Source organism: Zymomonas mobilis (assembly GCF_006715975.1).
In the GTDB taxonomy this organism is placed as follows: Bacteria; Pseudomonadota; Alphaproteobacteria; order Sphingomonadales; family Sphingomonadaceae; genus Zymomonas; species Zymomonas mobilis_B.
This window is the reverse complement of record NZ_VFOF01000001.1, coordinates 1058739-1074526: the sequence shown is the minus strand read 5'-3', so window position 1 is coordinate 1074526 and position 15788 is coordinate 1058739. Positions and strand designations below refer to the sequence as shown.

Here is a 15788-nt window from a genome sequence, read left to right as displayed (position 1 = left end):
GTACCAGATAGTACAACTTTTTTCTTGGGTTAGAAGGCGGTTTTTGTCAAGGTCGAATCGTACTGTAGAGTATTTTGCATTATGGAAATTATGAATATATCAAAGCAACAAAAATGCGTAGATCGCCGGGAAGCTATCCTCGAAGAAGCAAAGCGCTTTTTCCTTGAAAAAGGGTATGCTGAAACCTCCATGTCGGCTATCGCGGCCAAAGTCGGAGGGTCAAAAGGGACACTGTGGTCTCATTTCCCCTCTAAAGAGGCCTTATTTTCTGCGGTGATAGAACGGCTAACAGGCGACTTTCATAAGGTTTATACAGATTTACTTAATCCACAAGCTGAAATTGAAGTCACGCTGAACCAATATGGCCGTCACCTTTGCCGGAATATTATTAAACCGGAAAAGAAAACCTTATTACGGCTGGCGGTTGTCGAAAGTTGGCGTTTCCCCGAGGTCGGCAAAATTTTCTATGACGCGGGTCCCAAGGTCGCCATGCAAAAACTCGCGATCTATTTTGAATCCGCCATGGAAAAAAATCAGCTTAGAAAAGACGATCCTCAAAAAGCGGCGTCTTTCTTACTGCATGCCTTATGCGCGAAAAGCATGCCTTCCCGCCTCTATAATATTCCTCAACCAGATATTGAAGAAACACTCGAAGAGGATGTCAGCCGGATCGTCTCCCTTTTCCTAAAGGCTTACGCCCCCTAAAGATACCCTGTATCTTACTTCGACTTTTTCAAAAAGTCCGGTCGTTATTGCACACAGCCCGTTCAAACGCCCCATTTTAATCCTGAAAGATGTCCCGATGCAGATTGCCCTTACGCATGGTCAGATCGTTACACCGGATGCACTATTGCCAGATCACACCCTGTTGATCGAAGACGGCCTGATACAGGCTATTACAGATCAACCGGTGCCATCTGGTATACCGATCGTTGATCTGGGTAATCAGCTTGTCTTGGCTGGTTTTATCGACATTCAGGTGAATGGCGGCGGCGGCTGTCTTCTGAATGACAATCCTGATGTTGACTCGATCGCCACTATTGCCGCCGCCCATCGTGCCTTTGGAACGACGGCTTTGATGCCGACTTTGGTGAGCGAAGACACGACCACTATCAAAAAAGCAGTTCTGGCAATTGAACAGGCGGTAAGATTAGGCATCAAAGGAGTTGTCGGCCTTCATATTGAAGGGCCTTTCATCGCCATGAAACGGCGTGGCATCCATGCAGAAAACAAAATTCGCCCCATCAGCGAAGAAGATATTCGTTTCCTTTGTGATAGCGCACAAAAAAACAAAGATAGCTTCAAAATCCTTTTGACTCTGGCGCCAGAAACGATGGATATTTCGGTTATTAAAAGGCTGTCACAAGCAGGCGTGATTGTCTCTATCGGCCATTCCGATAGCGATTACGATACTGCCATAAAGGCCGTTGCTGCTGGTGCACGTGGATTTACCCATCTGTTTAATGCGATGTCTCAAAATAGCAGTCGCGCGCCCTCTATGGTGGGAGCCGCTTTAGATAGTGACAGCGCCTATGCCGGTATTATTGCCGATGGGCAGCATGTGCATCCTTCCAATATTCGCTTGGCGTATAAAGCCAAAGGTGCCGACCGGTTAATGTTGATAACTGATGCGATGCCCTTAACCGGATGGGAACAGGATCACTTCTTGCTACAGGAACAAATGATTTATCGGCGTGATGGCCGGATTACCGATGACAAAAATGTTTTGGCAGGTTCATTGCTCGATATGGCAGCGGCTTTTGCCAATATGGTAAAATTTGCTGATATTTCCTTGGTTGCGGCCTCACGAATGGCATCCCTCACCCCTGCCCGTTTTCTGGGTTTAGACGACCGTGGTAGCTTAGAAGTAGGGAAAAGAGCCGACTTCGTTGTGATGGATGAAAAATTAAAACCGCAATCAGTCTGGATATCCGGCGAAAAATGCTAGGACAGTAATTCCCAGTCTAGAAAGGCCCATGTGCGGCAATTAATTTCTGTCGTTCGATGGTCATCTGAGGTGCCGATTTTTTCGGTAGTGAACGGGCAGCTTTCACTTCTGCTGCGGTAAAAGGCTTGATCTGAGGCATATTTTGCAACGACATAATATAATTAAGCGCGCCCGCGATATCCTCGTCTTTTAATGAGCCTAACGGGGTCATCACCCCTAAAAAAGGCATATTTTCAACAACAACCCGTCCTGCCATACCATTGAAAACGACTGACAGCATATAACGGCGGCCATCGTCAAAAGTCGCAATTTTCCCGATACGGTTCGTCAATTTTGGGGCAAGATTGGCGGAACCCTGTCCTTTGGGCTGATGGCATGAAGAGCAATTCGCCATATAAGGCACAATCCCAACGGGGGCAGCCCATAGCTGACTTCCGACAAAACCGGAAAAAACAGGCATAGCCGCGAAACACAGTCTGGCCAAAAGCTTAAGATTGATCGCGTTTTTCATGGCTATTGCCCTCTTCTCTACCATTTCAAAAAACATCGTTATTATGGCTATAAAGCCTAAAAATCTTGCTATAAAGCCTGAAATTGCAGTCGTTTTCGTCGGTTATCTGCTTAACAGGGCTAATCAAGGGAATAAAACAGGATGTGTCGGCTTTTTCGTTTTTTCTGCCGGATTTTTGTTATTTCTCTTTTATTATCCTGTTTATGGGCGGGATTTTATCGCTTTATCCCCCCTCCGGTCACCCTCACCATGATAACTAACCGAATAATGGGCTATGGTCTTGATTATCGTTGGCGTCCCTTAAATCGGATAGATCCTATTATGGCGGATGCGGTTATTGCGGCTGAAGATAGCCGTTTCTGTTCCCATCATGGTTTCGATTTTACCGCTATTGAACAAGCCGCCAAACATAATGCCAGCGGCGGACGTATTCGCGGAGGCTCTACAATCAGTCAGCAAACCGCCAAAAACGTCTTTTTATGGCAAAATGGCGGCTATAGTCGTAAAATTATCGAAGCTTATTTCACGTTTCTAATTGAACATATCTGGTCAAAACGACGCATTATGGAGGTCTACCTCAATATTGCTGAAACAGGCCGTGGAATATACGGCGTCGAGGCGGCATCACAATTTTACTTCCATCATGATGCTAGCCATCTTTCTGCCTCGGAGGCGGCCAGATTAGCGGCTATTTTCCCGCTACCCAAAAAACGCAGTGTCCAAACACCAAAAGGCTTTGTCCGCCGTTACGGCAATATTATTCAAAGTCGTATTGCCTTGGTCAGAAAATCTGGACTGGATCGTTGCCTGCTGCCGTCGCCCGCTAAATCTTCCGCCATATCCGGTAGCAACAGACAACCGAAAGCCCCGTTGCCACAAGCAGGAAAATAATAACACCCAACCCTATACGGTGGCGGTTTTCCAATTCCGGTTCCGCCGTCCATTTCAAGAAAGCCGTCACATCTTGTGCCATCTGATCGGTGCTGGCCTTGGTGCCATCTTCATAGCTAACCTGATTATCTGTCAGAAGAGCCAAAGGCATCGCGACATGTAACCCTTTAAAATAAGGATTATAAAAACTGCCTTCCGGTGTTTTTAATTGGGGATAGCGTTCGGCTATTTCCTTGGGCTCTGTTTCATAGCCAGTCAGCAAAGAATAGATATAGCGCGTGCCGCCTTTTCTGGCCTTGGTCATCAAGGATAAATCAGGGGCATTGGTAATGCCTAATGTGCCCAATGGATTGTAATAAGGGCCTGTAATCCGGTCAGTTCGGTTAGGCTGACGCATCAAGGCTTCGCCTGTATTCGGATCAATATCCGGCACGCGATTAATCCATTCCTGACGGATGGTATCAATCTCGGCTTTACTATAACCGATTTCAGTCAAATCCTGAAAACGGACTTGGTTTACCCCGTGGCAGGATGCACAAACAGACTGGAAGACGGTAAAACCGCGCCGCAATTGCTTCTTGTCAAAATGTTCCGTCAGCCCATCACTTGACAATTTTAAGGGCTTTAACGGCTTTTGGTAACGGATAGCGGGATCAACATCCTGTTTTACTCTGGGTTGGATAACGCCCCATAACAACACAAGGCACATGCCAAGACCAGCCAACAGACATAAAAGGCGTATGAAGCCGATACGGCGGATAAAATTCAGCATATCAGGCATCCGTTCTTTTATTCTCTGCCTCGTCTATCGAAAAAGGCACGGCTTTTGTTTTTTCAAACAGCGGTAAAATCGGCAAGATCACCAAGAAAAAGGCGAAATAATAAAGGGATGCCCATTGCCCCAATCTTATCCATGGCTCTTCGGCGGGCTGTTTGCCGCAAAATCCCAATAAAAGCATATCCGCCAGAAAAAACAGGAAAAAACACCGAAAAAGAGGCCGGTAACGCCCCGATCTTACAGGCGAGTTATCAAGCCAAGGGAGCAAGCCCCAAACTATAACCGATAGCCCCATACCCAGAACACCCCAGACCTTGGCCGGTATGCCCATGAAGTTAACGGTAAAGGAGCGTAAAACAGCATAAAACGGCCAGAAATACCATTCCGGTTTGATATGTGCAGGTGTCGAAAAAGGATTAGCAGGAATATAATTATCGGGGTCAGAGAAGGCATTCGGATAAAAGAAAACCAGACTACAAAAAATCAACAAAAAGACGCAAACCGCGACCGCGTCCTTGACAACATAATAAGGGTGCATGGGGACGACTTCTTCTGGTTTTTGCACCTCTATACCAGTTGGATTACCCGAACCTTTCCGATGCAAAGCCCAGACATGCAACCCGACCACCGCCAGAATGACAAATGGCAGCGTAAAATGAAGAACAAAGAAACGGTTCACCGTAGCCGCATTGGGCGAGAATCCGCCTAAAATCCAAATTCTTATCTTTTCACCAACAAAAGGCACAACCGAAAATAGGCCGGTAATAACTTGGGCAGCCCAATAGCTCATCTGTCCCCAAACCAACGTATATCCAAGAAAAGCAGTCGCCATGGCTAACATGAACAACAAAACGCCAATCAACCAGATCATTTCACGGGGTGCTTTATAGGAACCATAATAAACACCGCGAAACATATGGATATAAAGGGCAGCGAAAAACAAACTGGCACCTGCCATATGGCCATATCGGATTAACCACCCGAAACCGACATAGCGCATAATGCCTTCAATCGAATTGAATGCTTCACTGCTGCTGGCAACGTAATGCATCGCCAAGGCCAAGCCCGTGACAATTTGAATTGTCAGGGCAATGCCTGCCAACACCCCGAAATTCCACAACCAGTTAAGGTTACGGGGAACAAGATATCCCCCGCCGATCACATCATGCAGTAACCGGATAACAGGCAGACGGTCATCCAGCCATCGGGTAAAAGAATTTTTTGGCCGGTATGGAGGCGGAGACAGGTTCATAACAAATAAGCTCAACCGATAGAGATGACAGAAGGACTGATAAAACGATAAGGTGGGACAGTCAGATTGGTCGGTGCAGGCCCCCTTCTGATACGGCCTGCCGTGTCAAAAGCGGAACCATGGCAAGAACAGATGTAGCCGCCATATTCGCCTTTCGGCTCTCCGGCATTACCGCCTTGTGGAATGCAGCCGAGATGTGTGCAAAGCGCCATTGTCACCAGCCAGTTATTCTTGCCTGCCTTGGTTCTTTGTTCCAAGGTCTCAGGATCACGAAGGTCAGACATCGCGACGGCATTGGCCTCGGTTATTTCCTGTTCTGTCAAATTACGGATGAAGACAGGCTGTCCGCGCCAGACAACTTTGACGGTTTGCCCCGGCTGGACGGAGGAAATATCGACTTCTGTTTTCTCTTGCTCTGCGACATCCTTTGACGGATTCATTTGCGCGATAAACGGCACCGCAGCCCCACAAACACCGATGCCCGTTAAACCGACGGCGGCGACATTTAGGAAATCGCGGCGATCCATATCTTTGGGCAAGCTTTTTTCAGAAGACGGCATAGATTCTCCTCCCCTCACCGGACACCCCAAGGGGGTCGAGCAATTCCACAGCAGGAAAATATATTTCCCTTAGCCTTTTCGGGTTTTTGATATGTATTAAAATAAAAAATTATTGATATTTGTAATAAACTTTTTTGGCATAATTTGCCAACTATTATTATAATCCGAATAATGAGAATAGCGTTATATCAACCGGATATTGCCGGTAATGTAGGAACAATCCTGAGAACGGCGGCCTGTTTTGGTGTCGGTGTCGATATTATAGAACCTTGTGGATTTGCCTTTTCCGATCGTGCTTTGAAACGGGCGGGCATGGATTATGCAAGAATAGCCCCGCCCGTGCGGCATAATGACTGGAATAGCTTTCAAGAAGCGCGATCAGAACGTTTGGTATTACTGACCACAGCTGGCGATATTCCATTACCGGAAATGACTTTTAAACCGGATGATATTCTGCTGTTCGGTTCTGAATCCGCAGGCGCCCCCGATTTTGTCCATAAGGCAGCTACCCATCAGGTCCGAATACCGCTGCTCTCCGATTTCCGTTCTTTGAATATTGCGGTTTCGGCGGGTATCGCTTTGGCTGAAGCCCTACGCCAGACAGGAGGCTTCGCACATGAAGTTAGATAAACAACAACAGACGGTTTCGGATTGGTTTCATCAATTACGCAATCGTATTTGCCAGCAATTTGAAGCGGTAGAGCATCAAGCAGGCAGTCAGGCTGTTTTCTTGCCGACGCCATGGCAAAAGAATTCTGACAGTTTTGGCATTCAAAAAGGACATGGCATTCGGTCTTTGATGAAAGGCCAGATTTTTGAAAAGGTCGGGGTCAATATTTCGACCGTCAAAGGTTGTTTCTCTCCTGATTTCGCGCAGAAAATTCCGGGAACAGAAAAAGACCCGCATTTTTTCGCAACTGGCATCAGTCTGGTCGCCCATATGGCGAACCCCCATGTCCCCAATATCCATATGAATTGCCGCTTTTTGCAAACCGAAAAAAGCTGGTTTGGGGGCGGTATCGATCTTAATCCCTCTACCCCCTATCAGGAAGACACAGATGAATTTCATCTGGCCTTGAAAGCCGTCTGTGACCAACATAATCCTGATTATTACACCCGTTTTAGTGAATGGGCAGACCGTTATTTCGATATTCCCCATCGCCAGACAAAACGCGGTGTTGGTGGTATTTTTTATGACTATATCGACAATGATTTTGAGGCTGATTTTGCTTTTACCAAAGATGTCGGCAGTGCCTTTCTCGATATTTTTCTGAAACTGATTGCTAGACGGCAAAATACACCCGTCAGCGAAGAAGACTTCCATCGACTGCATGTTTATCGTGGCCGTTATACCGAATTCAATCTGCTTTATGATCGCGGGACTTTATTTGGTCTGAAAACGGGTGGCGATGCCGAGGCTGTTTTAATGAGCCTGCCCCCGATCGCGGTTTGGGAATAGTCGATGACGATTCTTTCGCTTGAAAAAGGGCAAATCGCATCCGTTATCACGGCTTTGGAAATGACAAGCCGACCCGATATTTCAATACAACCTCAAAATACTGACATTTTGGATGCTGAAAACCAACGCTACCATTTAGAGTACTGGCAAAATCCAGAAACCGCGCCCTATCTAGATCTCTTCCGGCAAATAGGCAGCCCGTGGTTGTGGTTTTCCCGTTTGGAATTGGATAGCTCTGAATTACAGGCTTTGATCACCCATCCTAAAATCGAAATCTATCGTCTGCGCGATCAAGATCAGCAGATTATCGGTCTGGTAGAGCTGGATTTTCGCCAAGAAGGCCAATGTGAAATTGTTTTTTTTGGTCTTTCCAGCGCCTGTCTTGGTAAAAAGCTAGGTCATCCCATGATGAGGCATACGTTAAGCAAAGCATGGCGACCGGATGTACGGCGCGTTTGGCTACATAGCTGTAGCCTCGATCATCCCGCAGCCTTGCGCTTCTATCAGAAACATCAATTCCGCCCTTTTCAGCGGATGATCGAAATTCATGAGGATCCCCGTCTTACGGGGTTGTTACCAAAAGAGGCGGCACCTCATATCCCCGTTATCGACTAGATTAAAGGATATGAAGCACCGCCTCTTTTTCATTAAGGCAAGCTGTTAGCTAGGGCTGTTCTAGGCAGCTCCGGGGCTAACTTCTTTTTCTTTTTTGGCAAAAACCCGAACAGGTTCTTTCTTTCCTTCGGCGACATCTTTGTCGACGATGATTTCGGAAATATCCTCAAGTGAGGGTAGTTCGAACATCGTATCCAGCAAGATACCTTCTAGGATAGAACGCAAACCACGTGCGCCGGTTTTCCGTTCGATGCCCTTCTTCGCAATCGAAGCCAATGCATCTTCGGTAAATTCTAGCTTGGCATCTTCCAGCTCAAATAACTTCTGATACTGCTTAACCAAAGCATTCCGCGGTTCGGTTAAAATCCGTACCAGAGCTTCTTGATCCAAATCTTCAAGCGTTGCGAGAACAGGCAAACGACCGACAAATTCAGGGATGAGGCCGAATTTCAGCAAATCTTCCGGTTCGCATTCCTGCAAGATTTTGCCCGTGCGCCGTTCATCAGGAGCCGAAACATGCGCGCCGAAACCGATTGATTTGCCTTCAAGACGATCCGCAATAATCCGATCAAGTCCGGCAAAAGCACCGCCGCAGATAAAGAGAATATTGGTCGTGTCGACCTGCAAAAATTCCTGCTGCGGATGTTTTCTGCCACCCTGTGGCGGGACCGAAGCCGTGGTGCCTTCCATGAGTTTCAGCAAGGCCTGCTGCACGCCTTCACCGGAAACATCGCGCGTAATAGACGGGTTATCGGATTTTCTGGTGATCTTGTCGATTTCATCAATATAGACGATGCCCCGCTGGGCGCGTTCCACATTGTAGTCACTAGCCTGTAATAATTTCAGGATAATGTTTTCGACATCTTCTCCGACATAACCGGCTTCGGTCAATGTGGTAGCATCGGCCATAGTGAAAGGCACATCGAAAGTGCGTGCTAAGGTTTCAGCCAGAAGCGTTTTACCGCAACCGGTAGGCCCGATCAAAAGGATATTGGATTTCGCCAATTCAACATCGGCGTCTTTACCACCGTGGTTCAGCCGTTTGTAATGGTTATGCACCGCAACAGAAAGCACCCGCTTGGCTTTGCTCTGTCCGATAACATATTGGTCAAGAATCGTACAGATTTCCTGTGGGGTCGGCACGCTGCCGTCGCCTTTATGCAAAGCGCCTCTGGTTTCCTCGCGAATGATGTCGTTGCACAGTTCAACACATTCATCGCAGATAAACACTGTCGGCCCGGCGATAAGCTTACGGACTTCGTGCTGCGATTTGCCGCAGAAAGAACAGTAAAGCGTGCTTTTGGAATCGCTGCCGCTCAGTTTGGTCATAACATCATCCTTGGCGGCTTTTAGCCGCTTTCATCCATTCCAAGATCGTTTTAGCGCTTGTTTTCCCTCTGCTGCAATCCGAAAAAACGGATATTTTGCAGCAAAGGTCAAACGGGTCTGTATAAAAAAGACCGATTTCGCTCGGAATTGTTTATTCTTTTTCTTCGGAAGCTGGCGGACGCTTGTCAAAGACTTTGTCGATCAAACCAAAGGCCATGGCTTCGTCGGCTTCCAAAAAGTTATCGCGATCCATCGCCTTTTCAATCTCTTCAATCGGCTGATTGGTATATTTCGCATAAAGAGCATTCAAGCGATGACGCATCCGCAGGATTTCACGAGCCTGAATTTCAATATCGGCCGCCATACCCTGCGCCCCACCAGAAGGCTGATGAATCATGATACGGCTGTTGGTCGTGGCAATACGCATGCCAGGTTCACCCGCAGCAAGCAGGAAGCTACCCATTGAAGCGGCCTGACCGATGCAAAGCGTACCGACCTTTGGACGGATATACTGCATAGTATCGTGAATAGCGAGGCCTGCTGTCACAACGCCACCCGGGGAGTTGATATAAAGAAAAATATCTTTTTTCGGATTTTCAGCTTCCAGAAACAAAAGCTGAGCGCAAATCACCGAAGCCATATGGTCTTCGACCTGACCGGTTACAAAAATAATACGTTCCCGTAACAGGCGAGAATAAATATCAAAGCTACGTTCACCACGGTTCGATTGTTCGACAACCATTGGGATTAAAGCATTGACGATATCAGCGTGATCATGGCTCATCGAAAAACAGCGTCCTTAATTATTTGGCGAAAATTATAGATTGTCGCTCTTGCTTACTAATTCAAGCCCAAAGATATATCTATCTTTCTTTCGGCTGGGATTCAAAAAGACCTGACTGTGCCAGATAAGCTAGTCTTAACGCTTCTCGACGCCCATAGACAACTGTATCCAAAATAATTCCACAAGCAAAGGAAAGGCTGGAAAGGATAACAAGCCCCGTCGAAAGCAAAGCCGTCGGTAATCTCGGCACTAATCCTGTATGGCAGTAGGTAACCATTAAAGGCACGGCAAGCCCAATACCCGTAATCGCCAATAACATCCCGATAATGCCAAAAAAGAGCAAGGGACGCTCTAATCTAAAAAGCGACATAATCGTTAAAAGAATACGCCAGCCATCCCGATAAGTCGATAATTTGGAAAAAGAACCTTCTGGTCGGGCGCTATAACGCGTCTCGATTTCAGCCACAGGCATTTGAAGTGCCAAGGCATGAACGCTTATTTCCGTTTCGATTTCAAAGCCGGTGCTTAACACAGGAAAGCTTTTGACAAAGCGTTTTGAAAAAACCCGATATCCAGAAAGGATATCTGTAAAATTGCGGCCAAATAACCAGGCAAGAATGCCATTCAGCAAACGATTACCCATTTGATGACCAGGACGATAAGCCTGATCTGAAACGGATTGCCGAATGCCGACGACCATGTCCAGCCCTTGCTCATAGAGCATTTTCACCATCTTAGGCGCAGCCGAGGCATCATATGTCGCATCACCGTCAGCCAAAATATACACATCGGCATCAATATCAGCGAACATCCGCCGGACAACATGCCCCTTCCCTTGCAACCTTTCGCTGCGGGTAACGGCGTTATTTTGACGGGCAACCGCAATGGTGTTGTCGGTACTGTTATTGTCATAGACGTAAACAGTCGCATCGGGCAGCACATGACGAAAAGCTGCCACCGTTTTACCGATGGCAGCTTCTTCATTATGGCAGGGCAACAACACTGCCACTTTCAAAGCGGCAGTTTCTGTTTCAGGCCGCACTTTGTTCGAAACCTTCCTTATTCGTCAGAAGATTTCTTTTCAGCTTTTGCCGGAGCCTTTTTCTTAGGCGCTGCTTTCTTCTTAGGAGCAGCGGCTTTCTTGGCTTTCGGCTTGGAATCAGCATCCTTTTTTTCGTGATCATGATCATGGTCGTGATCATGCTTACCGATGCTATCATCTTCAGCTTCGATTGCAGCTTCCAGTTCTTCACGCGTTACAGCGCGGTCAGTGATGTCTGCTTTTTCAAACAGGATATCAACGACCTTGTCTTCGTAAAGCGGAGCGCGAAGCTGAGCGGCCATCATCGGATCTTCACGCAGATATTCAACAAAACGCTGACGATCTGCTGGGCTGTAACGTTGAGCTGCCTGAGAAATAAGCATGTTCATTTCAGCAGGGGAAACTTCAACGTTGTTTTTAGCACCGATGTCGGAAAGAGCCAGACCCAAGCGAACGCGGCGTTCTGCAATGGCGCGATATTCGTCGCGTTCTTTTTCCATTTCAGCCAGCGCTGCTTCTGAATCTTCTTCATGATTGGCGGCATGTTCTAACTGCTGCCAGATCTGATTGAATTCAGCTTCAACCATCTGTGAAGGCACTTCAAAGCTGTAGCTGTCAGCCAACTGGTCAAGCAGCTTGCGCTTCATGTGGGTGCGCGTCAGGCCGTTTAATTCCTGTTCGATCTGACCTTTCATCAGGTCGCGAAGCTGATCAAGGCTTTCAAGGCCAAGAGACTTTGCGAAGTCATCATTGACTTCTGCCTTGCGCGGAATACGAACTTCACTGACCGTGACGTCGAATTCTGCGGCCTTACCTTTCAGATAAGGGACGGTGTAATCTTCAGGGAAAGATACCTTCAAAACACGGCTATCGCCCTGCTTGGCACCAACCAACTGTTCTTCAAAACCCGGAATGAACTGACCTGCGCCAATTTCGACATTCATGTCTGAACCGGTGCCACCTTCAAAGGCTTCACCATCGACTTTACCGACGAAATCAATAACGACCAGATCACCGTTTTCGGCTTTGTGGCCTTTTTCCGAATCATCAAAGCTTTTCTGCTGGGTAGCGAATTCTTTGATTTTTTCGTCGATGACGGCATTGTCAGCTTCGACAGTCAGGCGTTCCAGCTTCAGGTCATCGAAAGAGATTTCAGGAATTGCGGGCAAAATTTCAAATTTCACCTTCAATTCAGCATCTTTACCGAGTTCGTAACCTTCGGTCAGCTCGATTTCAGGCTGCATAGCGGGCTTTTCGCCTTTATCGCTCAACAGCTTCTGAACGCCTTCCTGAAGCGCTTTGTTCAGGGCATCCTGAGCCATAGAAGCGCCATACATCTTGTGAATCAGCTTTGCCGGTACTTTTCCCGGACGAAAACCGGGCATATTGACGCGGGGGGCTGCTTCAGCAACTTCCTGATCGATTCTTTTACGGATCTCATCTGCCGTAATAGTCAGCGTGTAGTTCCGCTTCAGGCCTTCATTTAACGTTTCGACAGTTTCCATCTCGTAACGAACCTTTATTTCTGAATTCTGCTTTAAAGCCAAATAATGTCCGCTCCGGAAATCCGGAGCAAACGCTCTTCAGAAGGAAAACCTCTGAACAGTGAGTGGGATGGTGCGGGCGAAGGGACTTGAACCCCCACATCTTGCGATACTGGAACCTAAATCCAGCGCGTCTACCATTTCCGCCACGCCCGCAATGAAAATCTTTTGGCGAGGTCTATAACAATAGTTTCCCTAAGAGCAAGCCCGTCATTGCTTTCTATTCGAATATTCCTGCATTTGAGGTGGATATTGCGATAAAAAATGGCGCTTTCTCAAAAAAATGCGATAAAAACCGTCCATGAGCAAGATTATCACTATAAAAAATAATTCATTGACACTCGATATTTCAACTGCGGGTGCCGAACTGCAACGTATCCAAGATGCCGATGGCCAAGACTGGCTGTGGGACGGGAATCCTAAAATATGGGGTGGCCATGCGCCATTTTTATTCCCTATCGTTGGCACCTTGGTTCAAAACCATTATCGCTTGGGCGATAAAAGCTATGAGCTACCCCGCCATGGTTTTGCTCGCCGGAAAGCGTTTGATCCGGTGGTGGTTGAACCCGATCGTGTCTGCTTCCGCCTGAAAGATGATTCAGAGACTCGGACAGTTTACCCTTTCCCCTTCACCCTTGATATCGAATACCATCTTAAAGAAAACGGTCTAGTCATCGACGTTAAAGTAACTAATAATAGTGATTCTCCAATGCCTGCCAGCTTTGGGTTCCATCCAGCCTTAAGATGGCCGCTTCCGACTGGCGCAGACCGGAAAAATCACATCGTTCTTTTTGAAAAAGCCGAAGTTGGTTCTATCTCTGGTGTCGATGGTGACGGCCTGTTCGTCGGTCCAAGAGAAAATCCAGTGCATGACCGCACGGTCATTTTAAATGATGACCTGTTTAATGATGACGCTTTGATCTTTGATAAGGTCGCCAGCCGTTCTGTCTGGATGGGCGCACCTGGCTATAAGGGGGCGATTGTCCGTTTCCCGTTGATGCCGTCTTTGGCTTTATGGATGAAACCGGGTGCCGATTATCTTTGCATCGAGCCATGGCAGGGTCATTCTGATCCGGCTGATTTCAAAGGCGATATTTTTGAAAAACCGGGCATTGTCCCGATTAAACCGAAAGAAACTCATTCTTTTGGCATCGAAATTCTTATCAATGCCGATGAGAACGATCTGTAATCTGAATATTGATCTATTTTGTTAGAGCGCAAAGGGCTGCAAAGGCGAAAGCTTTTGTGGCCTTTTGTTTATGAAAAAAGGAGTTTGGTTGGGGCGGCAGGATTCGAACCTGCGCATGACGGGATCAAAACCCGTTGCCTTACCGCTTGGCTACGCCCCAATAATTTTCGCTCTATGCGATAGCTGTTTGGAAGAGCCGCGTTATAGCAAGTAATTTTTTTTTGAAAAGCCTTGCCGTAAAAAAATATAGAAAAAAGGAAACACTTGGCCTTGTGGCGGAAAAATATTTCGCTTGGGTCGTTATCCTTTATAATTCTTCTACCCCAACAAGAGGCTAAATAATGGAATCCCTTTCTTACGAGAATCTTGCCAAAGCAGAAGCAACACAAAAAAAAGCGGGCGATCAACTTTTATCTTCTGAATGGTATCCGGGATTCCATGTCGCACCTTTAACGGGCTGGATGAATGATCCTAATGGTGTGATTTTCTTTAAAGGTGAATACCACCTCTTTTATCAATACTACCCTTTTGCTCCGGTTTGGGGGCCTATGCATTGGGGACATGCCAAAAGCACTGACCTCGTCCATTGGGAAACGCTCCCTGTTGCTTTGGCACCGGGGGATTCTTTTGATCGGGATGGCTGTTTTTCAGGATGTGCCGTCGATAACAAAGGCATTCTGACACTGATTTATACAGGTCATACCGTTCTATCGCCCGATAGCCCAGATGCTATTCGTGAAGTGCAGTGTATGGCAACCAGCAAAGACGGCATTCATTTCCAGAAACAAGGCGTTGTTCTTGATACGCCGCCCGCAAAAGAGGTCTGCCATTTCAGAGACCCCCGCATATGGAAAGAAAACGGCCATTGGTTTATGGTGGTTGGCTACCGCACTGATGACGAAAACGATCAAGGCATTGGGCAGGTCGCCTTATACCAAAGCGAAAATTTAAAAGACTGGGTCTTTCTCAAATCTTTACTGGGCGAAAATCCACAATCGCCGCTGGGGGAACGGGCTTTCATGTGGGAATGCCCCGATTTCTTCCCATTGGGTAATCAGACTATTTTGATGTTCTCTCCCCAAGGACTAAAAGCAAAAGGGTATCAAAACCGCAATCTTTTCCAGAATGGCTCTATTATCGGTGATTGGCAGAATACGACTTTCACACCCACAGCAGCTTTCGCCGAGCTGGATCATGGTCATGATTTTTATGCTGCCCAACGTTTGGAAGCCAAAGATGGCCGTCAAATATTGATTGCATGGTTTGACATGTGGGAAAATTCTAAACCGAGTCAACGTGATCGCTGGGCAGGTTGCATGACCCTGCCCCGTGAACTGAATTTAGTCGGTGATCGCGTTTTAATGACCCCTGTCAAAGAATTGGAATTGCTGCGTCAGGCAGAAAAATCAAATGGCCTGATGACGCTTTCCGATTCAGAGCATCCCTTCATGATGGAATCGCCGCTACAAGAAATCGAACTGGTTATCGACCTTGAAAAAAGCAACGCCTATCAGGCAGGTATTGCGCTCCGCTGTAATGGTAAGGGTCAGGAAACGCTTCTCTATAGATAGAAGCCAAAATCGCATTGTTCTGGATCGGAACCGCTCTGGGCAGAATGTAAAAGGTATCAGAAGCTGCCCTCTGCCCGCCGCATCAAAAATAAAGCTGCATATTTTTCTAGATCGGTCGTCTATCGAAGTTTTTGTCGGAGATGAGCAACAACAAGGCCTCTACACCATCAGCAGCCGGATATTCCCAGACAAAGATAGCTTAGAAGGACGATTATTCGCCATTGAAGGCTATGCGGTCTTTGATTCTTTTAAGAGATGGTCGCTTCAGAATGCCAATAAAGCGGCGTTTTCAGCGAAAACATTATAATTAATGAA

General features: G+C 47.0%; 15 protein-coding genes, 2 tRNA genes and 1 pseudogene. 8 read left to right on the top strand and 10 right to left on the bottom strand.

Features of this window, described 5'->3' with window-relative positions:
• The first annotated feature begins 90 nt into the window (after window positions 1-90).
• On the top strand, window positions 91-705 hold the full coding sequence (locus FBY58_RS04690; RefSeq protein ID WP_260432110.1) for a TetR/AcrR family transcriptional regulator: 615 nt from the start codon (window positions 91-93) through the stop codon (window positions 703-705).
• Window positions 706-802: 97 nt separating this feature from the next.
• Window positions 803-1948 carry an N-acetylglucosamine-6-phosphate deacetylase gene (gene nagA, locus FBY58_RS04685; protein ID WP_141919715.1) on the top strand — a complete coding sequence of 382 codons (1146 nt, stop codon included), beginning with the start codon at window positions 803-805 and terminating at the stop codon, window positions 1946-1948.
• A 16-nt stretch (window positions 1949-1964) separates the two neighbouring features.
• Here nagA and FBY58_RS04680 read toward each other — a convergent pair whose 3' ends face one another.
• Window positions 1965-2459, bottom strand: coding sequence for a cytochrome c (locus tag FBY58_RS04680; protein ID WP_141919714.1), 495 nt, complete (start codon window positions 2457-2459; stop codon window positions 1965-1967).
• Between the two features lie 141 nt (window positions 2460-2600).
• On the opposite strand from FBY58_RS04680, the gene mtgA reads away from it, so the two are divergent.
• Complete coding sequence (mtgA, locus tag FBY58_RS04675; protein WP_141919713.1) at window positions 2601-3350, top strand: monofunctional biosynthetic peptidoglycan transglycosylase; 750 nt, start codon at window positions 2601-2603, stop codon at window positions 3348-3350.
• Here the strand turns inward: mtgA and FBY58_RS04670 are convergent.
• From FBY58_RS04670 to petA, 3 genes are read right to left on the bottom strand one after another with little or no spacing between them, the layout of a single operon-like run.
• The gene (locus FBY58_RS04670) at window positions 3283-4122 is read right to left on the bottom strand and encodes a cytochrome c1 (RefSeq protein ID WP_141919712.1); all 840 of its coding nucleotides are present in this window, start codon (window positions 4120-4122) and stop codon (window positions 3283-3285) included. The two genes, mtgA and FBY58_RS04670, sit on opposite strands and share 68 nt — an antisense overlap.
• Before the next feature lies 1 nt (window position 4123).
• Window positions 4124-5380, bottom strand: a complete 1257-nt coding sequence (locus tag FBY58_RS04665; RefSeq protein ID WP_141919711.1) for a cytochrome b N-terminal domain-containing protein — start codon at window positions 5378-5380, stop codon at window positions 4124-4126.
• Window positions 5381-5391: 11 nt separating this feature from the next.
• The gene (gene petA, locus FBY58_RS04660) at window positions 5392-5940 is read right to left on the bottom strand and encodes a ubiquinol-cytochrome c reductase iron-sulfur subunit (protein WP_141919710.1); all 549 of its coding nucleotides are present in this window, start codon (window positions 5938-5940) and stop codon (window positions 5392-5394) included.
• 171 nt (window positions 5941-6111) lie between these two features.
• Here petA and FBY58_RS04655 point away from each other — a divergent pair, with 171 nt between their 5' ends.
• The 3 genes from FBY58_RS04655 to FBY58_RS04645 are packed head-to-tail and all read left to right on the top strand — an operon-like array spanning window position 6112 to window position 8014.
• On the top strand, window positions 6112-6570 hold the full coding sequence (locus FBY58_RS04655; protein ID WP_141919709.1) for a tRNA (cytidine(34)-2'-O)-methyltransferase: 459 nt from the start codon (window positions 6112-6114) through the stop codon (window positions 6568-6570).
• On the top strand, window positions 6557-7399 hold the full coding sequence (gene hemF / locus FBY58_RS04650) for an oxygen-dependent coproporphyrinogen oxidase (RefSeq protein WP_141919708.1): 843 nt from the start codon (window positions 6557-6559) through the stop codon (window positions 7397-7399). Before FBY58_RS04655 ends, hemF begins: the two co-directional genes overlap by 14 nt.
• A gap of 3 nt (window positions 7400-7402) precedes the next feature.
• A complete protein-coding gene (locus FBY58_RS04645; RefSeq protein ID WP_141919707.1) occupies window positions 7403-8014 on the top strand; it encodes a GNAT family N-acetyltransferase in 612 nt (203 codons plus the stop codon).
• A gap of 60 nt (window positions 8015-8074) precedes the next feature.
• Here FBY58_RS04645 and clpX read toward each other — a convergent pair whose 3' ends face one another.
• The 5 genes from clpX to FBY58_RS04620 all read right to left on the bottom strand — a co-directional run bounded on the left by clpX (window position 8075) and on the right by FBY58_RS04620 (window position 12869).
• Complete coding sequence (clpX, locus tag FBY58_RS04640; RefSeq protein WP_141919706.1) at window positions 8075-9343, bottom strand: ATP-dependent Clp protease ATP-binding subunit ClpX; 1269 nt, start codon at window positions 9341-9343, stop codon at window positions 8075-8077.
• Between the two features lie 151 nt (window positions 9344-9494).
• The gene (clpP, locus tag FBY58_RS04635; RefSeq protein WP_141919705.1) at window positions 9495-10127 is read right to left on the bottom strand and encodes an ATP-dependent Clp endopeptidase proteolytic subunit ClpP; all 633 of its coding nucleotides are present in this window, start codon (window positions 10125-10127) and stop codon (window positions 9495-9497) included.
• A 79-nt stretch (window positions 10128-10206) separates the two neighbouring features.
• Window positions 10207-11169, bottom strand: coding sequence for a glycosyltransferase family 2 protein (locus tag FBY58_RS04630; RefSeq protein WP_141919704.1), 963 nt, complete (start codon window positions 11167-11169; stop codon window positions 10207-10209).
• Window positions 11170-11186: 17 nt separating this feature from the next.
• A complete protein-coding gene (gene tig, locus FBY58_RS04625; RefSeq protein ID WP_141919703.1) occupies window positions 11187-12674 on the bottom strand; it encodes a trigger factor in 1488 nt (495 codons plus the stop codon).
• Window positions 12675-12784: 110 nt separating this feature from the next.
• Window positions 12785-12869: transfer RNA gene (locus tag FBY58_RS04620), tRNA-Leu, on the bottom strand.
• 145 nt (window positions 12870-13014) lie between these two features.
• On the opposite strand from FBY58_RS04620, the gene FBY58_RS04615 reads away from it, so the two are divergent.
• A complete protein-coding gene (locus tag FBY58_RS04615; protein WP_141919702.1) occupies window positions 13015-13902 on the top strand; it encodes an aldose 1-epimerase family protein in 888 nt (295 codons plus the stop codon).
• Between the two features lie 85 nt (window positions 13903-13987).
• Here FBY58_RS04615 and FBY58_RS04610 read toward each other — a convergent pair.
• Window positions 13988-14062 (bottom strand) — tRNA-Gln (locus tag FBY58_RS04610).
• Window positions 14063-14243: 181 nt separating this feature from the next.
• Between FBY58_RS04610 and FBY58_RS04605 the strand changes: the two are divergent.
• A pseudogene (locus FBY58_RS04605) lies at window positions 14244-15780 on the top strand (sucrose-6-phosphate hydrolase).
• Window positions 15781-15788: the final 8 nt, after the last annotated feature.

What these genes read in the sequence shown, in the direction of transcription:
- FBY58_RS04690 (WP_260432110.1), top strand. Translation starts at nt 91, where the DNA reads ATGAATATATCAAAGCAACAAAAATGCGTAGATCGCCGGGAAGCTATC.
- nagA (WP_141919715.1), top strand. Translation starts at nt 803, where the DNA reads ATGCAGATTGCCCTTACGCATGGTCAGATCGTTACACCGGATGCACTA.
- FBY58_RS04680 (WP_141919714.1), bottom strand. Translation starts at nt 2,459, where the DNA reads ATGAAAAACGCGATCAATCTTAAGCTTTTGGCCAGACTGTGTTTCGCG.
- mtgA (WP_141919713.1), top strand. Translation starts at nt 2,601, where the DNA reads ATGTGTCGGCTTTTTCGTTTTTTCTGCCGGATTTTTGTTATTTCTCTT.
- FBY58_RS04670 (WP_141919712.1), bottom strand. Translation starts at nt 4,122, where the DNA reads ATGCTGAATTTTATCCGCCGTATCGGCTTCATACGCCTTTTATGTCTG.
- FBY58_RS04665 (WP_141919711.1), bottom strand. Translation starts at nt 5,380, where the DNA reads ATGAACCTGTCTCCGCCTCCATACCGGCCAAAAAATTCTTTTACCCGA.
- petA (WP_141919710.1), bottom strand. Translation starts at nt 5,940, where the DNA reads ATGCCGTCTTCTGAAAAAAGCTTGCCCAAAGATATGGATCGCCGCGAT.
- FBY58_RS04655 (WP_141919709.1), top strand. Translation starts at nt 6,112, where the DNA reads ATGAGAATAGCGTTATATCAACCGGATATTGCCGGTAATGTAGGAACA.
- hemF (WP_141919708.1), top strand. Translation starts at nt 6,557, where the DNA reads ATGAAGTTAGATAAACAACAACAGACGGTTTCGGATTGGTTTCATCAA.
- FBY58_RS04645 (WP_141919707.1), top strand. Translation starts at nt 7,403, where the DNA reads ATGACGATTCTTTCGCTTGAAAAAGGGCAAATCGCATCCGTTATCACG.
- clpX (WP_141919706.1), bottom strand. Translation starts at nt 9,343, where the DNA reads ATGACCAAACTGAGCGGCAGCGATTCCAAAAGCACGCTTTACTGTTCT.
- clpP (WP_141919705.1), bottom strand. Translation starts at nt 10,127, where the DNA reads ATGAGCCATGATCACGCTGATATCGTCAATGCTTTAATCCCAATGGTT.
- tig (WP_141919703.1), bottom strand. Translation starts at nt 12,674, where the DNA reads ATGGAAACTGTCGAAACGTTAAATGAAGGCCTGAAGCGGAACTACACG.
- FBY58_RS04615 (WP_141919702.1), top strand. Translation starts at nt 13,015, where the DNA reads ATGAGCAAGATTATCACTATAAAAAATAATTCATTGACACTCGATATT.